The sequence below is a fragment of the Streptomyces purpurogeneiscleroticus genome (genome assembly GCF_020024005.1).
GTDB classification, from domain to species: domain Bacteria; phylum Actinomycetota; class Actinomycetes; order Streptomycetales; family Streptomycetaceae; genus Streptomyces; species Streptomyces purpurogeneiscleroticus.
Genome location: NZ_NHSG01000334.1, coordinates 1 through 17,296 on the forward strand (window position 1 = coordinate 1; position 17,296 = coordinate 17,296).

Annotated in this window: 13 protein-coding genes; 5 read left to right on the forward strand and 8 right to left on the reverse strand. The window is 72.8% G+C overall.

Annotated features, from left to right (window positions below; translation table 11 throughout):
• The first annotated feature begins 66 nt into the window (after positions 1-66).
• Positions 67-1,515: a purine-cytosine permease family protein gene (locus CCS38_RS22010; protein WP_223735028.1), complete on the forward strand. Its 1,449-nt coding sequence runs from the start codon at positions 67-69 to the stop codon at positions 1,513-1,515.
• A gap of 16 nt (positions 1,516-1,531) precedes the next feature.
• On the opposite strand, the gene treZ is transcribed toward CCS38_RS22010, so the two are convergent.
• Both treZ and CCS38_RS22020 read right to left on the reverse strand, forming a co-directional pair.
• Complete coding sequence (gene treZ, locus CCS38_RS22015; RefSeq protein ID WP_223735029.1) at positions 1,532-3,295, reverse strand: malto-oligosyltrehalose trehalohydrolase; 1,764 nt, start codon at positions 3,293-3,295, stop codon at positions 1,532-1,534.
• A 70-nt stretch (positions 3,296-3,365) separates the two neighbouring features.
• On the reverse strand, positions 3,366-4,283 hold the full coding sequence (locus CCS38_RS22020) for a GNAT family N-acetyltransferase (RefSeq protein ID WP_223735030.1): 918 nt from the start codon (positions 4,281-4,283) through the stop codon (positions 3,366-3,368).
• 254 nt (positions 4,284-4,537) lie between these two features.
• Here CCS38_RS22020 and CCS38_RS22025 point away from each other — a divergent pair, with 254 nt between their 5' ends.
• A complete protein-coding gene (locus tag CCS38_RS22025; protein ID WP_223735031.1) occupies positions 4,538-5,083 on the forward strand; it encodes an FHA domain-containing protein in 546 nt (181 codons plus the stop codon).
• On the opposite strand, the gene treY is transcribed toward CCS38_RS22025, so the two are convergent.
• The gene (treY, locus tag CCS38_RS22030) at positions 5,070-7,619 is read right to left on the reverse strand and encodes a malto-oligosyltrehalose synthase (RefSeq protein ID WP_223735032.1); all 2,550 of its coding nucleotides are present in this window, start codon (positions 7,617-7,619) and stop codon (positions 5,070-5,072) included. The two genes, CCS38_RS22025 and treY, sit on opposite strands and share 14 nt — an antisense overlap.
• Before the next feature lie 121 nt (positions 7,620-7,740).
• Here treY and CCS38_RS22035 point away from each other — a divergent pair, with 121 nt between their 5' ends.
• Complete coding sequence (locus CCS38_RS22035; protein WP_223735033.1) at positions 7,741-9,060, forward strand: MFS transporter; 1,320 nt, start codon at positions 7,741-7,743, stop codon at positions 9,058-9,060.
• Here CCS38_RS22035 and glgX read toward each other — a convergent pair.
• Positions 9,014-11,143, reverse strand: a complete 2,130-nt coding sequence (gene glgX, locus CCS38_RS22040) for a glycogen debranching protein GlgX (protein ID WP_223735034.1) — start codon at positions 11,141-11,143, stop codon at positions 9,014-9,016. The genes CCS38_RS22035 and glgX overlap by 47 nt on opposite strands.
• A gap of 517 nt (positions 11,144-11,660) precedes the next feature.
• Here glgX and CCS38_RS22045 point away from each other — a divergent pair.
• Complete coding sequence (locus CCS38_RS22045) at positions 11,661-12,899, forward strand: DUF5919 domain-containing protein (protein ID WP_223735035.1); 1,239 nt, start codon at positions 11,661-11,663, stop codon at positions 12,897-12,899.
• Between the two features lie 36 nt (positions 12,900-12,935).
• On the opposite strand, the gene CCS38_RS22050 is transcribed toward CCS38_RS22045, so the two are convergent.
• A complete protein-coding gene (locus CCS38_RS22050; RefSeq protein WP_223735036.1) occupies positions 12,936-13,700 on the reverse strand; it encodes an SDR family NAD(P)-dependent oxidoreductase in 765 nt (254 codons plus the stop codon).
• 204 nt (positions 13,701-13,904) lie between these two features.
• Here CCS38_RS22050 and CCS38_RS22055 point away from each other — a divergent pair, with 204 nt between their 5' ends.
• A complete protein-coding gene (locus CCS38_RS22055; RefSeq protein ID WP_223735037.1) occupies positions 13,905-14,615 on the forward strand; it encodes a 3'-5' exonuclease in 711 nt (236 codons plus the stop codon).
• Positions 14,616-14,696: 81 nt separating this feature from the next.
• Here the strand turns inward: CCS38_RS22055 and CCS38_RS22060 are convergent, their stop codons facing one another.
• The 3 genes from CCS38_RS22060 to CCS38_RS22070 all read right to left on the reverse strand — a co-directional run bounded on the left by CCS38_RS22060 (position 14,697) and on the right by CCS38_RS22070 (position 17,000).
• Positions 14,697-15,044, reverse strand: a complete 348-nt coding sequence (locus CCS38_RS22060) for a VOC family protein (protein ID WP_223735038.1) — start codon at positions 15,042-15,044, stop codon at positions 14,697-14,699.
• Positions 15,045-15,095: 51 nt separating this feature from the next.
• Complete coding sequence (locus tag CCS38_RS22065; protein ID WP_223735039.1) at positions 15,096-15,938, reverse strand: SAM-dependent methyltransferase; 843 nt, start codon at positions 15,936-15,938, stop codon at positions 15,096-15,098.
• Positions 15,939-16,088: 150 nt separating this feature from the next.
• Complete coding sequence (locus tag CCS38_RS22070; protein WP_223735040.1) at positions 16,089-17,000, reverse strand: aminoglycoside phosphotransferase family protein; 912 nt, start codon at positions 16,998-17,000, stop codon at positions 16,089-16,091.
• Positions 17,001-17,296: the final 296 nt, after the last annotated feature.

The window sequence follows — 17,296 nt, forward strand, 5'->3', positions numbered from 1 at the left end:
CGCAGGCCCCATCGTCCCCGTACTACGGCCCCCCAAGCCGATCACCGCACCACCAGAGGAGGACCCATGGCTGCCGCCCCCAGGGTCATCGAACAACGATCGATCGACTATGTGCCCGTGCGCGAGCGCCACGGCAAGGTCTGGCACCAGGGGCCGTTCTGGTTCACCGGGAACTTCGTGCTCACCACGATGGTCACCGGCTTCCTCGGCCCCGAGCTGGGACTGAGCCTGGGCATGTCCGTGCTGGCCGTGATTCTCGGTGCCTGTTTCGGCACCTTCTTCATGGCGTTCCACGCCAACCAGGGCCCCCGTATGGGCCTGCCGCAGATGATCCAGTCGCGCGCCCAGTTCGGCACCCGCGGCGCAATCGTGCCGTTCGCCGCCGTCGTCTTCGTGTACGTCGGCTTCAACGTCTTCAATGTGGTGCTGGCCACCGAGGGGCTGCAGACGGTCCTGCCCGGTGGCACCACCCTCTGGTACGCCCTGATCATCGCCCTCGCGATCGTTCTCGCGGTCGTCGGCCACGATCTGCTGCACCTTGTCCAGCGCTGGCTGACGTACGTACTGATCGCCGTCTTCGGCGTGCTCACCATCGGGGCGTTCGTCCAGCTGGACCCGAGTACCGCGCACGCCGCCGCGTCCGGTGGCGGCTCGACCTGGACCTCCTTCCTGGTCGTCTTCTCCGCCGCGGCCGGCTACCAGATCAGCTACGCGATCTACGTTTCCGACTACTCGCGCTACCTGCCGCGCGACGTCTCGGCCCGCAAGGTCATCTGGTGGACCTACGCCGGCGCGGCCGGCTCCGCCGTCTGGCTGATGTCCCTCGGCGCGCTGCTGGCCTCCGCGCTGCCCGACCCGGGCGCGATCACCGGCCTCCGCCAGGTCGGCAACGACATCCTGCCCGGCTTCGGCACCTTCGCCGTGGTGGTCTCCTCTGTCGCTCTGATCGGCATCACGGCCGTCAACGCGTACGGCGCGATGCTCACCACCACCAGCGCCGTGGACGCCTTCCGTACGGTCAAGCCGACCGTACGGCTGCGGGTCGCCGGCATCGCCGCCGTCGGGGTCGTCATCTTCGTCGTCGCGATGCTGCTGCCGAAGGACTACATGCACAGCTTCAACACCTTCGTGCTGATGATGCTGTACTTCCTGGTGCCGTGGACCGCGGTCAACCTGGTGGACTTCTACTGCGTCCGGCGCGGCCACTACGCGGTCACCGCGATCTTCGACTCGAACGGCGGCATCTACGGCCGCTGGTCCTGGCGCGGCATCGTCTCCTACGCCGTCGGCTTCGTCACGATGATCCCGTTCTTCGCGACCCACGCCTTCGAGGGCCCGGTCGCCAAGGCCCTGGGCGGCGCGGACCTGTCCTTCGTGCCCGGCCTGCTCATCGGCGGCGGGCTGTACTACCTGCTCAACCGCAACCTCGACCTGGCCGCCGAGCAGGCCGCGGTCGAGGCGAGCGAGCGCGAGCTGGACGGCGAGCCGGAGGACCGCGAGCCGGCCGCCGCGTAGGCACCGTCAGGACCCGTCAGGACCTGAGCACCGCCACCGCAGCGGGCTCCAGCCGCAGCAGGCCGTCCGCGCCCCGTTCCGGGGGCGCAGGGCGGCCTGTGAGCGTCTGTGCGGCCTCGTACGGCAGCGGGACAGCGGCGGTACGGGTGGGGTGCAGATTCACCGCCAGGTGCACGCTCCCCGGACCTTCGGGCGTCAGCCGGTCCAGCCGCAGCCACCGCTCCTCCTCGTCGTACGCCACCCGCGTACGGGTCAGGTCCGGGTCCGTGAGGGCCGGGAACTCGCGACGGAGTGCGAGGAGCGTGCGGTACCAGTCGAGCAGCGCGCTGTGCGGTGCGCGCTCCGACTCACTCCAGTCCAGGCAGGAACGCTCCCGGGTGGCCGGGTCCTGCGGATCGGGGATCTCCTCGGCCTGCCAGCCGTGCGCGGCGAACTCCCGGCGCCGCCCGTTGCGTACCGCCTCCGCCAGCTCCGGGTCGGTGTGGTCGGTGAAGAACTGCCAGGGCGTGCCCGCACCCCACTCCTCGCCCATGAAGAGCATCGGGGTGTACGGAGCGCACAGCACGAGGGCCGCGGCGCATGCCTGAAGGCCGGGGGACAGCTGCTCCGAAAGGCGGTCGCCGAGCGCGCGGTTCCCGATCTGATCGTGCGTCTGCGTGTAACCGAGCAATCGGTGTGCGGGGGTGGCGCGTATGTCCAGCGGCGCGCCGTGCCTGCGCTCCCGGAAGCTGGAGTACGTATCGGCATGGAAGAAGCCGCTGGTCAGAGTGGTCGCGAGGGCCGCCATCGGGGCCTGCGCGAAGTCCGCGTAGTAGCCCTGCGACTCGCCCGTGAGCGCGGCGTGCAGGGCGTGGTGGAAGTCGTCGTTCCACTGGGCGTGCAGGCCGTGGCCCCCGTAGGGGCGCGGCGCCGTCGTCCGCGGATCGTTGAGGTCGGACTCGGCAATCAGGAACAGCGGGCGGCGCAGCTGCGCGCCGAGCGCGTCCACCGCCTCCGACAGCTCGGCGAGGAAGTGCCGGGCCCGGGTGTCGTGCAGCGCGTGCACGGCATCCAGGCGCAGCCCGTCGATCCGGTAGTCGCGCAGCCAGGACAGCGCGCTGCCCAGGAAGTACGCGCGCACCTCGTCGGACCCGGGGGCGTCGAGGTTGACGGCGGCGCCCCAGGGCGTGTGGTGGGTGTCGGTGAAGTACGGCCCGAAGGCGGGCAGGTGGTTGCCGTACGGGCCGAGGTGGTTGTGCACGACGTCCAGGACGACGCCGAGCCCGAGGCCGTGCGCGGCGTCCACGAAGCGCTTCAGCCCGTCCGGGCCCCCGTACGGCTCGTGCACCGCCCACGGGGCGATGCCCTCGTACCCCCAGCCGTGCGTACCGGGGAACGGGCAGACCGGCATCACCTCGACGTGCGTGATGCCGAGCTCCTTGAGGTGCGGCAGCCGCTCGACGGCCGCATCGAACGTGCCCCCGGGGGTGAACGTCCCGATGTGCAGCTCGTAGAGGACCGCGCCGGGCAGGCCGCGGCCCGGCCAGTCGTGCCGCCAGGCGTACCGGGCGTGGTCCACGACCGCGGCCGGGCCGCCGGGGCCGTCCGGCAGCCGGGCCGCGCGCGGGTCGGGCAGCGGCTCGCCGCCGTCCAGCCGGAAGGCGTACCGGTCCCCGTGGCCGGCCGGGACCTCAACCCGCCACCAGCCGGGGCGCGCGGCGCCGGGCTCCATGGGGACGGTCCGCCCCTCCCGTACGAGCTCCACCCGACCGGCGTCCGGTGCCCACACCTCGAAGAGCACGTGGCCTCTCCCTCCTCGTCACACCACCGCGACGCGCCCCCGTGGGCACCGACGCGCCTGCGTGCTGCGCCTACCCGTCGAAGAAAGCACGCTCCTGGGTGACGGGGTACCCCGCCTTGGCGAATGCCGCCGCCATTGGGGTGTTGTGCTGGTCCGTCTCGGCGACGATCCGGTCCACGCCGAGCGCGGCCAGATGGCGCGTGCAGTCGACCAGCAGGTCGTACGCGTAGCCGTGGCCGCGCTGCGCCGGGACGACCCCGATGAAGCCCACTACGGGCGACGTGTGGTTGCGTGCCGGAACGTGCAGCCCGACGACCTTCCCCTCGGGGGTGTACGCCACCCGCCACCAGTCGCGCGGCGACGGGCACCAGTGGAAGAACTCCAGCTCCTCGCGCGCGGCCTGCTCCACGCCGCCCGCGGCGACGGCCTGCCGCGCGTGCGCGTCCAGCGAACCGCGCTCCACCTGGCGCAGCACGTCCAGGATCACCTCGTCGTCCGGCTCCGGCCGGAAGACCAGCCGCCCCGGGGCCGCGGGCACGCCGCACTCGGGGGTCCAGTCGTACCGGAAGCGCTCGACCATCGGGCGCAGCCCGGCGGCCCGTACGACGGCCATCCGGGCCTCGGCGGCGGCCCGCACGTCGGGCTGCGCACGCCAGCCGGGCGGCAGCATCAGGACGTATTCGGCCGACAACGATGCGGCGCGCAGCAGCTCGGCCGCCGCGGCGCCCTCGCCGGGCGCGAAGTCCAGCCGGTCCAGGGCGATCGGGCGGGTGTCGTCCGGGCCGGCCCACCACGCGGCGCGCGCCACGACGACGCCGTCGCGCAGCGCGACCCACGTCCAGTCGGGGCGGTACTCGCCGCCGGCCGCGACCGTGGCGTACGGCCGGCCGAAGCGGTCGTGCCCCAGGAGCGAGGCCGTGGGGTCGTGCAGGGTGTGGAAGAGCTGCGCGTCGCCTTCGGTGAGCGCGCGGATGACCAGGTCGGTCATGGGTGTACGAGTCCTCTCGGGAGGCACGCTCCCGACGCCCCGTCAGCCTGTGCGGCGGGCGGCGCCGGAGCGCGCGAACAGATCGATGGCCGTGCCGTACATGCCGTTCCGCCTCCTTCCGCCTCACCGGCCCGCCTGCCGCGGGCCGTTCACGTGCCGAACACTAACCGCCCCTCGGTACGCGGCGCGAGCGAATTTCCGGTGCTCCGGGTGCTGCCTGGACAGAAGGCCGGAACTCGCCGGACAATCGGGTCATGACATCGCTCGAATTCCCGGCACGACCGGCCCGCTTGTCGGATGCCGAGCGGGATCGCGCGCTGGCGCTGCTGCGCGAGGGCGCGGCCGACGGGCGGCTGTCCCAGGACACCTTTCTGCGCCGCCTGGAGCTGGTGCTCACCGCACGGCACCGCAGCGAACTGGACCGCGCGACCGGAGACTTGGCCACGCGTGGCCGCTTCGAGGGCGCCGTGCTGCGCGCGGTGGGCAAGGCGTCCGCCTTCCACCTCATGGTCCGCAGGGCATGGCGCACGGAGCGCCTCCCCAAGCTGCTGCTGCCGGACCCCGGGCCGTTCCCCCTCCTGATAGGCCGCGCCCCGGGTGCGGGTCTGCGCCTGAACGACGACACGGTCTCGCGCTCCCATGCCCAGCTCCGCACCTCCGGCGACGTCTGGCTGCTGCGCGACCTCGGCTCCATGAACGGCACGTTCGTCAACGGCCGTCGCGTCCTCGGTGAGGTCGCCGTCCACCCCGGTGATCACGTCACTTTCGGCAGCGTGGCCTACGTGCTCACGGGGCGCTGAGCACCAGAAGGGCCACCGGCCACCGGTCCAGGAGGTCGGCCAGCGGAACCGCGGGGCCTTCGAAGTCGCGTCCGGTGAGCAGGTCGCGCCAGGTCCTCGACGCGTCGGGGAGCCGGAGGGCGGCCGCCTGCCAGCCGCCGGACTCGGCGAGGCGGAGCGAGAGCCGGGTGGCCACGGTCACCGCGCGGTCGGCGCGGGCGAAGGCCACACAGTGGCCGTGCGGGTCGCCGGCGGCGTGCAGCGGCCGGTACGAGCCCTGCGGGCCGAACCACTCCGGGTGCGCCCGGCGCAGCCGCAGCGCCGTGGCGGTCAGCCGCAGCTTCTCGGCGGAGAGCCCCGGCGTGCCGTGCAGGTCGCCGGCCGGGCCGCCGCTGCCGTCCCCGCCGCCGTCCACGTCGGCCAGGAACTCGGGTGAGAAACGCGCGGGGGCGCGGTTGTCCGGGTCGACGAGCGCCAAGTACTCGTGCTCCGTGCCCTGGTAGAGGTCGGGAACGCCGGGCATCGTGAGGTGCAGCAGCGCGGCGCCGAGCACGTTGGCGCGGATGAAGGGGGACAGCTCGTCGGCGAACGCGGCCAGTTCGGCGGCGGCCGCGGGGCTGCACGGGCCCGCCTCCAGGAATTCCGTGACCGACTCCTCGTACCACGTGTTCTGTTCGGTCCACGTGGTGCACAGCCCGGCCTCCCGCACGGCCTTCAGAACGGCCGGCGCGAGCCGCTCGAAGGGGATGCCGTCGCCCGCCGGCTCCGGGACGAGCGCCGGCCCGCAGGCAGGGACGACCGCCACGCGAGAAGGGGGCGTGACGGTGCCGGCCAGTCCGAACGCCGTCTGCCAGGCCGTCCACGCCATCTGCGGATCGGGTTCGATGCCGTCCATCGTGCGGGCCGTGTGGGCGTTCAGCCGGGTCAGTACCTCGCGCCAGCCTTCGGGGCACTCGCTGACGGCGGCGAGGCGGGCCCGGACGTCGGCGCTGCGCTTGGTGTCGTGGGTGGACAGCACCGTGCCGGAGGCCGGCCAGGTCGCCTGCAGACGGGCGCAGAAGGCGTGGAACGCCGCCACCGTGACGGCGGGCGCCCCGGGGTCGCCGCCGACCTCACAGGCGGACAGCAGCGGCGTGTACCGGTAGAACGCACGGTCCTCCACCGACTTGGCGTGCAGCGCGGAGGCGGTCTGCGCGAAGCGGGCGGAGAAGTCGTCGTGGTCCGCGCTGTCGTCCCCTGAGCCGTTCCGCAGGCGGCCCAGCGCGAGGTCGCGCACGAGCGCCACGGAGCGGGCCTCCTCGCGCACTTGGAAGGCGGCGGCCGCGCCCTCGGCGGCTGCCGACAGCATTGCGGCGTCCCGTTCCACGCACCACGGGTCGTCCGCGTACGGGCGGTACACCGGGAGCCGGACGAGCAGTTCGTGCAGGGCACGGCGCAGGGCCCACGGGGCGTGATCGCCGTGGTGCGGCGCGCGCTCGCTGATGCGTGCCGCCGTACGCACCAAGCGGTCGACCTCGGCCGACAGCTCGTGGGTGACGACTTCGTACGCGGCCTGCCGTACCGTTTCCTCCCAGTCGCCGCCGCGGTCGGCCAGTGGTGCGACGGCGTCGCGGTAGACCCCGAAGAGCCGGTCGGCGCCCTCCGGGCACACGAAGAGCCCATCGATGTGGCGCAGCGCGTCATAGCCCGTGGTGCCCGCGCAGGCCCAGCTGTCCGGAAGCCGTTCGTCCTCCGTGAGGATCTTTTCCACGACCGTCCAGCGCCCGCCCGTGGCCTGCCGCAGCCGCGCCAGATAGCCCGCGGGGTCCGCGAGCCCGTCCGGGTGGTCGATGCGCAGCCCGTCGATCACCCCGTCCTCGAGGAGCCGCAGCACCGTGGCGTGCGTCGCCCGGAAGACCTCGGGGTCCTCGACGCGGACCCCGATCAGCTCGGAGATGGTGAAGAAGCGCCGGTAGTTCAGCTCGGTGCGGGCCAGCCGCCACCAGGAGAGCCGGTACCACTGCGCATCCAGGAGCTGCGGGAGCGGCAGCCGCTCCGTACCGGGGCGGATGGGGAACGCGTGTTCGTGATAGCGCAGCACGTCCCCCTCGATGCGCATCCGGGGCAGCTCGTCGGCCAGCCGCCCGCCCAGTACGGGCATCAGCAGCCGCCCGCCGTGCCCGCCCTCCCAGTCGATGTCGAACCAGCGGGCGTAAGGGGAGGCGGGCCCGTCCCGCAGAACGGACCACAGCGGCCCGTTCAGGGAGGCGGGGGCGGGCCGGGCCATGTGATTGGGCACCAGGTCCACCACGAGCCGCAGGCCGTGCGCCGCGGCCGTCCGGGACAGCGCACGCAGCCCCTCCTCACCGCCCAGCTCGGCGCGCACCACGGAGTGGTCCACCACGTCGTAGCCGTGCGTCGACCCGGGGACGGCGCCGAGCACGGGGGACAGGTGCAGGTGTGAGACACCCAGGGCCGCGAGGTACGGCACGGTCTTCTCGGCCGCGGCGAACGGGAAGCCGGGCTGGAGCTGCAGCCGGTAGGTGGCGGTGGGCGGCGCGCTGAATTCGGGCGTCATGGGGACACACGTACCCGCACGGTGCCTTGTTGCTTCATCCGATCGGGCGGGGTGTGCCCCGTTTTTCGTTCGTACGTCCTGCCCATACGAGCCAGAGCTACGTCTCGATAGTGTCGGCCGAATGACCGCTGTACTGGCCACCTACCGCACCGTGCTCGCCACGACCGGCCCGGTACTGCCCGCCGTCTCCTTCCTCGGCCGGCTGCCCACCGCCATGTGCCAGCTCGGCAGCGTCCTGCTGGTCACCGAGACCAGCGGCAGCCTGGCGACGGCCGGCGTGGCCGGCGGTGCGCTGGCCGCCGGGCAGACCGTGGCGGGGCCGCTCATCGGCCGGCTCGCCGACCGGCACGGCCAGCGCCCGGTGGTGCTGGCGGCCTGCTGGGCCAACGCGCTCGCCGTCACGGCCCTGGTGCTCGCCGCGCTGTCCCACGTGGCGACGCTCCCGCTGGCCCTCCTGGGGCTGCTCGCCGGGCTGACCGTGCCTCAGGTGGGGCCGCTCGCCCGGACCCGGCTGGTCGCCCTGGTACGGCGGTCCGGGGCCGACGAGCGCACGGTGAACGCCGCGCTCTCCTGGGAGGGCACGCTGGACGAGGTGTCCTTCGTGCTGGGCCCGGCGCTGGTGGGCGTGGCCGCGGCGGTCGCGCACCCGGCCGTCGCGCTGGCCCTCGCGGCGCTGCTCCTCGCGACGTGCGGCTCGGCGTTCGCGCTGCACCGGACGGCGGGGGTGACGGCGCCGGAGGCCCGTACGGTCCGTACCGGCCGGGGGCGGCGACACGCCGAAGCGCGAGAAGCCCGCAGGACGGCCCGGCGCGACCGCCCCCGCATCCCGGCGAGCGCGCACGCGCTGCGGGTCTCCATGGCCCTCCAGGGCGCCATGTTCGGCGCCTCGCAGGCCGGCATCACCGCGCTCACCGAGCGGCTCGGCGCTCCCGGCCACGCGGGCCTGGTCTACGCGGCGATGGGTGTGATGAGCGCCGTGGCCGGGCTGTCGCTCGTCCTCGTGCCGGCCCGGATCGGCCTGCCGGCCCGCTGGCGGGCCGCCGCGGTGGGCCTGACCGTGCTCTCCGTGCCGCTGCTGTTCGTCGGCTCCCTGGGCGCGCTGTACGCGGTGGTCGTGGTGCTCGGCGTGGCTTTCGCGCCGCACCTCATCACGATCTTCGCGCTCACCGAACGGCTGGTGCCCGCCCGCCGGATGGCCGAGTCGATGGCCTTCCTGACCAGCTCGGTCGTCGGCGGGCAGGCGCTCGCGCTGGCCCTCTCGGGGCGGCTGGCCGAGTCCTACGGCCCGCCCGCCGCCTTCGCCGTCGCGGTCGCCGCCGCCGTCCTCGTACTGTGCCTGGCCCTGACCGTCCGGTTCCGCACGCGGCCGGAGAGCGCGGGCGCGGCGCTCTCCGTCAGGCCGGCCGCTGAAGCACCATCAGGCTCCGCGCCACCAGGGTGAGCGTGTCGCCGGCCCGCACCTTCGCGCCGCCCTCGGCGACCTTCTCCGGGCGCGCGGTGTCCACCACGGCCTGCCACTGCCGCCCGTGGTCCATCGGCACGGTGAACTCCTTCTCCTCGCCGTGCGCGTTGAACAGCAGCAGGAACGAGTCGTCGGAGATCCGCTCGCCGCGCTTGCCCGGCTCGGAGATCGCGCTCCCGTTGAGGAACACCGTCAGCGACTTGGCGTGCGCGGCCTGCCAGTCCCGCTGCCGCATCTCCTCGCCCTCGGCCGTGAACCACGAGATGTCCGAGAGCTCGTCGTGCGTGCCCTCCATGGGGCGGCCGTGGAAGAAGCGGCGCCGCCGGAACACCGGGTGGTCGCGCCGCAGCCACACCATCTTGCGCACGAACTCCAGCAGCGCCAGCGCCTCCTGGTCCTGCCCGTCCTCGCCCTCCTTGGGCCAGCGCACCCACGCCAGCTCGTTGTCCTGGCAGTAGGCGTTGTTGTTGCCCTGCTGGGTGCGCCCGAACTCGTCACCGTGGCTGAGCATCGGCACGCCCTGCGAGAGCATCAGGGTGGCGATGAAGTTGCGGATCTGCCGGCCCCGCAGCTCCAGCACCTCCGGGTCGTCCGTCTCGCCCTCGGCGCCGCAGTTCCAGGAGCGGTTGAAGCTCTCGCCGTCCCGGTTGTCCTCGCCGTTCGCCTCGTTGTGCTTCTCGTTGTACGAGACCAGGTCGTGCAGCGTGAAGCCGTCGTGGCAGGTCACGAAGTTGACGGAGGCGAGCGGCCGGCGCCCGTCGCCCTGGTACAGGTCGGACGAACCTGTCAGCCGGGACCCGAACTCCGCGAGCGTACGGGGCTCGCCGCGCCACAGGTCGCGCACCGTGTCGCGGTACTTGCCGTTCCACTCGGTCCACAGCGGCGGGAAGTTGCCCACCTGATAGCCGCCCTCGCCGACGTCCCACGGCTCGGCGATCAGCTTCACCTGGCTGACCACCGGGTCCTGCTGGACCAGGTCGAAGAAGGACGACAGTCGGTCCACCTCGTGGAACTGCCGGGCCAGCGTGGCCGCGAGGTCGAAGCGGAAGCCGTCCACCCGCATCTCGGTCACCCAGTAACGCAGCGAGTCCATGATCAGCTGGAGCACGTGCGGGCTGCGCATCAGGAGGCTGTTGCCCGTGCCCGTGGTGTCCATGTAGTACCGCGGGTCGTCGGTCAGCCGGTAGTACGAGACGTTGTCCAGCCCCCTGAAGGACAGCGTCGGCCCCATGTGGTTGCCCTCGGCCGTGTGGTTGTAGACCACGTCGAGGATGACCTCGATGCCCGCCTGGTGCAGCGCGCGCACCGCCGACTTGAACTCCAGCACCTGCTGGCCGCGGTCGCCCCAGGAGGCGTACGCGTTGTGCGGCGCGAAGAAGCCGATCGTGTTGTAGCCCCAGTAGTTCGCCAGGCCCTCGTCCACCAGCCGGTGGTCGTTGACGAACTGGTGTACGGGCATCAGCTCCAGTGCCGTGACCCCGAGGTCCCGGAGGTGGTCGATGATCACGGGGTGCGCAAGCGCCGCATACGTACCACGCAGCTCCTGCGGCAGCTCCGGGTGCAGCATCGTCAGACCCTTGACGTGCGCCTCGTACATCACCGTTTCGTGGTAGTCCGTACGCGGGGGCCGGTCGTCGCCCCAGTCGAAGTACGGATTGACGACGACCGACGCCATCGTGTGCGGTGCCGAGTCCAGGTCGTTGCGGCTCTCCGGCTTGCCGAAGTGGTAGCCGTAGACCGCCTCGTCCCAGTCGATGGCGCCGCTGACCGCCCGGGCGTACGGGTCGAGCAGCAATTTCGCCGAATTGCAGCGCAGACCCTTGGCCGGCTCGTACGGGCCGTGCGCCCGGAAGCCGTACCGCTGCCCCGGCATGATGCCGGGCAGATACGCGTGACGGACGAACGCGTCGGACTCGCGGAGCTCGACCGCCGTTTCCGAACCGTCGTCGTGCAGCAGACACAGCTCGATACGTTGTGCCGCCTCGGAGAACACCGCGAAATTGGTGCCCGCACCGTCGTACGTGGCACCTAGCGGATACGCCTGTCCCGGCCAGACCTGCATGCGTCGACTCTTCCACTTCCTAGAGGGGCGCCGCGACGGACTGACGACCGCGGACCAAACCGGAATTCTTCCCCGATGAGCGAGGAACAGTGGGATGTTCGCGAGATCTTCGCCGAAAGGCAGGCAACCTGCCGCGAAACAGGGTCCTCCGACCGGGGGAACGGTCAGGTGTCCGACCGCAGATCACGATGTATGACGACATGGCGCGCGGTAAGGGGCCTCATGGGCGTGTCGCGACTCCTCAGCGATCACTTTCGGCCTCGTTCCCGAGTGCCTCCAGAGTCGCCGGAGACCCCTGACGAGGGGCGTGACGAGGGGTGAGTCCGCCGGGACTCCCGGGCGGCCGCCGGGGACGCCGCTATGACTCCGCTCACTCCCGCCTCTCGTTTCCGGACACAACGGGCACAGCGAATAAGGGGAGTTGGTGGAAGAGTCGACGCATCGGGCTGCACCCCCTCCCGTGCCCGCAGTAGGGTGCCTTGATCGTTGGCACGGAGGTTCGGAAGGCGGTGTACAGGTGAGCTCGGGCGGGTTGGAGTTGCCTCCTGGTGACGATGGTCATGAGGGCGGCTCCATCGACGCACCGCCCGGTGCGGTGTCCCTCGCACGTCCCATGGAGATCGGGGCGGAACTGGAGTGGGACGCCGATGCCTGGAGCGAGGTCCGCACCCGCGCCAGACGCGCCGGGCGTGCGTACATCTGGCTGAATCTGGTCGAACAACGGCTGCGTGCCGTTGTCGCGGCCGTGCTGCGCCCCATCTACGAGCCGGTGCACGGCGACGAGTGGGTGGTCGCGGCCGCCGGCCCCGCCGGGCAGGAGTGGGTGCACCGCGCGGTCGCCGTACGGGAGGTCAGCCGTCGCAAGGGGTACCTCCTGGACCCCGCCGACGACAACATCCTCAGCTTCCTCACCCTCCCGCAGCTGCGCGAGCTGATGGTCCAGCACTGGCCCTGCTTCGAGCCGTACTTCGACGACCGGCGCGACGTCGAGCTGGGCCTGGACGAGCTGGAGGTGGCCCGCAACATCGTCTCCCGCAACCGCGCGCTCTCCGAGACGGTGCTCGCCCAGGCGGAACGCGCCTCCGCGCGCCTCCTGGAGATACTGGGCTCCGGCATCGGCACCCGTACGGCCGGGCGGCTGCCCATCGACGCGGTCGAGGACCTGGTCGGCGACCGTTACGCCGATGTCGTGGGCGTCCATTCCGACCGGGTGCGCCTGCAGCGCCAGCTGCCCGCCGAGGACCTCTTCGGGGGCGCGCGGCGGCTCGACGCGGTCGGGATAGGGCTGAACCTCCTCGTGCAGAACTACTCGGGCCGCCGGCTGGTCCGGCTCGCCGAGTCCGGCTGCCGGGTACGGCTGCTCTTCCTCAACCCGGCCAGCAGCGCGGTGCGCCGCCGCGAGCGGGAGCTGGGCCTGAAGAAGGGCGAGATGAGCCGCTCGATCGAGAGCAACATCATGCACATGCGGCGGGTGCGGGCCCGGCTGCGCGACCCGGGCGCGTTCGAGATCCAGGTCTTCGACGAGACGCCGCGCTTCACGGCGTACCTCGTGGACGGCGACGGTCCGGACGGCCTGGCCGTCGTCCAGTCCTACCTGCGCAAGAGCCGGGGCATGGAGGTGCCGGTCCTGGTGCTGCGCGGCGGCGGCCGGGAGGTCGTGCGCCACGAGGACGGCCGGGAGAGCGACCACGGGCTCTTCGAGGTGTACCGCGAGGAATTCGAGAGCGTGTGGGCGGACGCGCGGCCGGTGTCGTGAGCGGGTGCGGCCCGCGGGTTCCCGCGGGCCCGCGGCTCAGGGCGTGCCCGTGACGCCGCCGTCCACCCGCAGCTCGATGCCGTTGACGTAGTCGGCGAGGGGGCTCGCGAGATACAGCACCGCGCCCGCGATGTCCTCCGCGCGCCCCAGCCGGCCCACGGGATTGGGCGCGTACCGGGTCGCGGCGTCCGCCGTGGTCTCGCCACGCTCTTCGAACATCCGGTGCATCGAGGGCGTCGCGATGACACCCGGGCTGACGCAGTTCGCGGTGATTCCCGTGCCCGCGAGGTGCCCGGCCAGGCTGGTCGTCATGTTCACCACCGCTGCCTTGGCCGCGGAGTACTCGACCATGTTCGGCAGCGGCGTCCGCACCGCCCGGGTGCCGATGTTGATCACCCGGCCCCAGCCGTGCGCGCGGAGCGAGGGCAGCAGCGCCTGCGTCACCCCCGCCGCCGAGAAAACGTTCCCCTCGAACGCGGTCCGCCAGTCCTCGGGCCGTACGGAGTCCCAGTCGTGCTCGGCGAACGGCCCGGCGTTGTTGACCAGGATGTGCACCCCGAAGTCCCGCGCCGCGGCGGCCACCCGCTCCGCGCCGCCCGGCTCACCGAGGTCGCCGAGCACCACGTCCACGCGTACGCCGTGGTCCGCAGCCCGGCGCGCTACCTCCGCGGCGGCGTCCGCGTTCCGCCCGTGCACCAGCACGTCGCAACCCTCGGCCGCCAGCATTTCGGCGACCGCAGCCCCGATGCCGCCGCTGCTCCCCGTCACCAACGCACGCCGCCCGGCCAGTTGCAGATCCATGCCGGGGACCTTAAGGGAGGGGCAGGGGACCTTAAGGGAGGGGCGGGCCGGGCGGTGCGGAAGGCGGGATTCGGCGGCGTTGTCAGTGGTGCGTGGGAGAGTAAAGGCACACGAGATCGCGGACGGGAGAGCCCGGCGGATCGCGCGGGCCGAACAGGCCGCGGTCGCGTGCGACACGGGGGACGCACCACTGAAGGAGGCCGCATGAGCTGGCACAAGGAACCGCTGGTCGGCTTCGACCTGGAGACCACGGGCACCGACGTCGAGACCGACCGGGTCGTCACCGCGGCCGTCATCCGGCTCGACGCGGCGGGGCGGGCGGCGCCGGCGCTGAGCTGGGTCCTCGACCCGGGCGTGCCGATACCGTCCGAAGCGGCGGCCATCCACGGCTTTTCGACCGAGGTCGTGCGGCTGCGCGGCCGCCCGGCCGCGGAGGGCCTGGCGGAGATCACGGACGCGCTCGAAGCGGCGCTGGGCGCGGGGATGCCGCTGGTGGTGATGAACGCCCGGTACGACCTCTCGCTGCTGGACCGCGAGTGCCGCCGGCACGGCATACCGCCGCTGTCCGACCGGCTCGGCGCGGACCCGGCCCCGGTCGTCGACCCGCTCGTCCTCGACAAGCACCTCGACACGTACCGGAAGGGCAAGCGCACCCTCCAGGCGCTGTGCGCGCATTACGGCGTGGCGCTGGACGCGGCGCACGAAGCGGGCGCGGATGCCGTGGCTGCGGTCGAGGTGGCCCGCCGCATAGGCGCTAAGCACCCGGAGGTGGCCGGCCTGACGCTGCCCGCCCTGCACGCCCTGCAGCGCAAGGCGGCGGCCGACCAGGCCGCCTCCTTCCAGCGCTACTTGCGCCGCACGGCCGACCCGGCGGCCCATGTGGAGCCGGCCTGGCCGCTGATACCGCACGAGTGACACGGCACGGGTGACGCGGCAACGGGTGACACGGCAACGGGGGGCACCGTGCGCGTGACCTCCGTGCCGGGACAGCGGGCGTCAGCGGTGCGCCAGTACGTTGATCACCCGGCCGTTGGGGTCGCGGACGAAGAAGCGCCGTACGCCCCACTCCTCGTCCTGGAGAGGATGGACGATCTCGGCACCGCTCTCCCGCATGGCCGCATAGGCCGCGTCCACGTCGTCCACCTCCACGCTCAGGTCGGGCACGACCGGTGCCGTCCGGTCGTGCGTCATCAGACTGACCTGGGAGGCCGGGCTGGACGGGGAGGCGAGCGTCGTGATCCAGCCGAGGTTCATGACCTCCTCGAAGCCCAGGAGGCCGTAGAAATCCCGGCTTTCGTCCACCGCTTCGGACCGGAGGTTGGGCACGACACGGCGAATGGCCATCGGTGTCTCCAAGTGAATCGGTGTCTCCGAGTGAGAGGACGGAAAAACACCTTAGGGGCGCGGGGCGGGCGCGACCGGGACGAGCGTGAGGTAGGCGAGGCCGAGGAGGTTGCGGTAGCCGGACAGCCAGGAGGCGCGGTGGGCGTCGGCCCGTTCGCGGGTCCCGGGGGCGAGCGGGTGGCCGGGGTGGGCGGCCAGCCACTCCTCGACGTCGCAGCGGTAGCCGGACTCGAACGCCTCCCACTCGTCGCCGTTCGCCGTCTCCACCCAGGCCGGGCGGAAGCCCTCCTCGACGGCGAGGCCGACGAGTTCGGCCAGGCTCAGGTGTTCCTCGGCGGTGGCTCCGGACCACATCCGGGTCAGCTCGGCCGCGGCCGGCGGGCGTTGCCAGAAGCCCTCGCCGTACAGCACGCGGCCGCCGGGGGCGACGAGGCGGCGCAGCTCGCGCAGTACGGTGCGGAAGTTGTGCGGCGACTCGGGGCCGGCCACGGCATGGCCGGAGCCGAGGCACAGTACGAGGTCGGCGGGGCCGCGGGTGGTGCCGTGCCCGGACTCCTCGGCGAATTCCACCCGGTCGGCGAGGCCGCGGGCCGCGGCGTTGGACCGGCCCCTGGCCAGGTCGTCGGCGTTGACGTCGATGCCGAGTCCGGTGGCGCCGGGCGCCGCGTCGAGCACTCGCAGCATGAACTCGCCCCAGCCGCAGCCGAGATCGAGCACGGTGGCCGGGCGAGCCGCGGCGAGCCGGTGCACCAGCCGCTCCGCCCGCTCCTCGGACAGCGGCCCGTGGAAGGCGAGCCGGGTCAGCCGTGGCGGCCCTGCCGTCTCAGCGGCCCGCGCCGTCTGTGCGGCGCGGGCTGGGTGGTCGGTGGGCGCGGTGTCGCTGGTGTCGGGCATGGGGCGGGACGTTAGCCCGGGGAAGGCCGGGAGCGGTACCGAATATCGCGGCGGCCGCGCAGGACTGCCCGACCGGCCCGGCAGACCGACAGGCCGGTCGACCGGTCGGCCGTCTCAGACCAGTCAGCCGCTTCAGACCGGTCGGTCGTCTCAGAACGGATACCAGCGCACCGCCGCGTCACCCTCCCGCAGGGAGGCGATCCGGCGGCGGAATTCCTTCAGGGCCGCGGGGTTGCCCGGGGCGTGCTGCGAGACCCAGGCGCAGCTGGCGGTCTCGCGGGAGCCGCGCAGCACGGCGCAGCCCTCCCAGTCCCGCACGTCCCAGCCGTAGGCCCGTACAAAGGTGTCGTACGCGTCGGCGCCCAGGCCGTACCGGTCGCGGCTGAGCGCCATGACCACCAGGTCGTGCTCGCGCAGATCGCGCGAGAAGGTCTCCAGGTCGACCAGGACCGGGCCGTCCGGGCCGACATGGACGTTCCGCGGGATCGCGTCGCCGTGGATGGGGCCGCGCGGCAGATGCGGCTCCAGGGCCGAGGCCGCGGCGGCGAACGCGTCCCGGCGGCCGCGCAGATACTCCGCGTCCTCCCGCGACACCGCGTCCCCCGCCAGCCGCAGCCAGCGCTCCACGCCGCCCAGCAGCTCCCGCCGGGGCAGCGCGAACGGCGGCTCGGGCAGCGCGTGCACCCGCCGGAGCAGCTCGGCGAGATCAGCGGGCCCCGCGGGCCGTACCGCCTCGGGCAGCCGCTCCCAGAACGTCACCGGGTGGCCGTCCACCAGCCGCGCCGTGGGCTCTGCCGCGCGCACCGCCGGTACGCCCGTCTCCGCCAGCCAGCGGGCCACCCGCAGCTCCCGCTCGGCCCGCTCCAGCAGTTCGGCGCTGCGGCCCACTCGGATCACGGGGCCGGTGTCGCCGAACGCGAAGACCGCGTTCTCGCCGAGCGCGAGCAGCTTGGCGTCCGCCGCGGCGTCCGGCCGCCCGGCCGCGGCCAGGACGTCCCGTGCGCGCGCTTCCGTGAAGGGCGTGCCCGTCGCGGCATCCGCTCCGCCACTCGCCTCGGTCATGCTGCTGCCTCCTGCGCTCCGTGAGCACCCCGGCGCGGTGTCGCTGTCGCTCCGGCGTTTCGATCACCCACAGTCTCTCAGGAGGGTCCGACAACCGGCCCGCACAGGCCCCGCGGCCGCACAGGCCCCGCATCCGCACCCGCCCCCGTGTCCGAACAGCCGCACGCACAGTGTCTTGACGTCGTCGCCCGCTGTCACGACGATGACGACGGCTGTCCGCGCGTACGGGCGCGCGCGGCCGTTCCGTACCGGATGTACCGGACCAGCCGGACACATCGGACCGAGCCGCGCCAAGG

Bases quoted from the DNA above. Each gene is read 5' to 3' on its own strand.
- CCS38_RS22020 (WP_223735030.1), bottom strand. From the start codon at position 4,283: ATGACCGACCTGGTCATCCGCGCGCTCACCGAAGGCGACGCGCAGCTC.
- CCS38_RS22010 (WP_223735028.1), top strand. From the start codon at position 67: ATGGCTGCCGCCCCCAGGGTCATCGAACAACGATCGATCGACTATGTG.
- CCS38_RS22060 (WP_223735038.1), bottom strand. From the start codon at position 15,044: ATGGCCATTCGCCGTGTCGTGCCCAACCTCCGGTCCGAAGCGGTGGAC.
- CCS38_RS22070 (WP_223735040.1), bottom strand. From the start codon at position 17,000: ATGACCGAGGCGAGTGGCGGAGCGGATGCCGCGACGGGCACGCCCTTC.
- glgX (WP_223735034.1), bottom strand. From the start codon at position 11,143: ATGCAGGTCTGGCCGGGACAGGCGTATCCGCTAGGTGCCACGTACGAC.
- CCS38_RS22065 (WP_223735039.1), bottom strand. From the start codon at position 15,938: ATGCCCGACACCAGCGACACCGCGCCCACCGACCACCCAGCCCGCGCC.
- CCS38_RS22035 (WP_223735033.1), top strand. From the start codon at position 7,741: ATGACCGCTGTACTGGCCACCTACCGCACCGTGCTCGCCACGACCGGC.
- CCS38_RS22025 (WP_223735031.1), top strand. From the start codon at position 4,538: ATGACATCGCTCGAATTCCCGGCACGACCGGCCCGCTTGTCGGATGCC.
- treY (WP_223735032.1), bottom strand. From the start codon at position 7,619: ATGACGCCCGAATTCAGCGCGCCGCCCACCGCCACCTACCGGCTGCAG.
- CCS38_RS22055 (WP_223735037.1), top strand. From the start codon at position 13,905: ATGAGCTGGCACAAGGAACCGCTGGTCGGCTTCGACCTGGAGACCACG.
- CCS38_RS22050 (WP_223735036.1), bottom strand. From the start codon at position 13,700: ATGGATCTGCAACTGGCCGGGCGGCGTGCGTTGGTGACGGGGAGCAGC.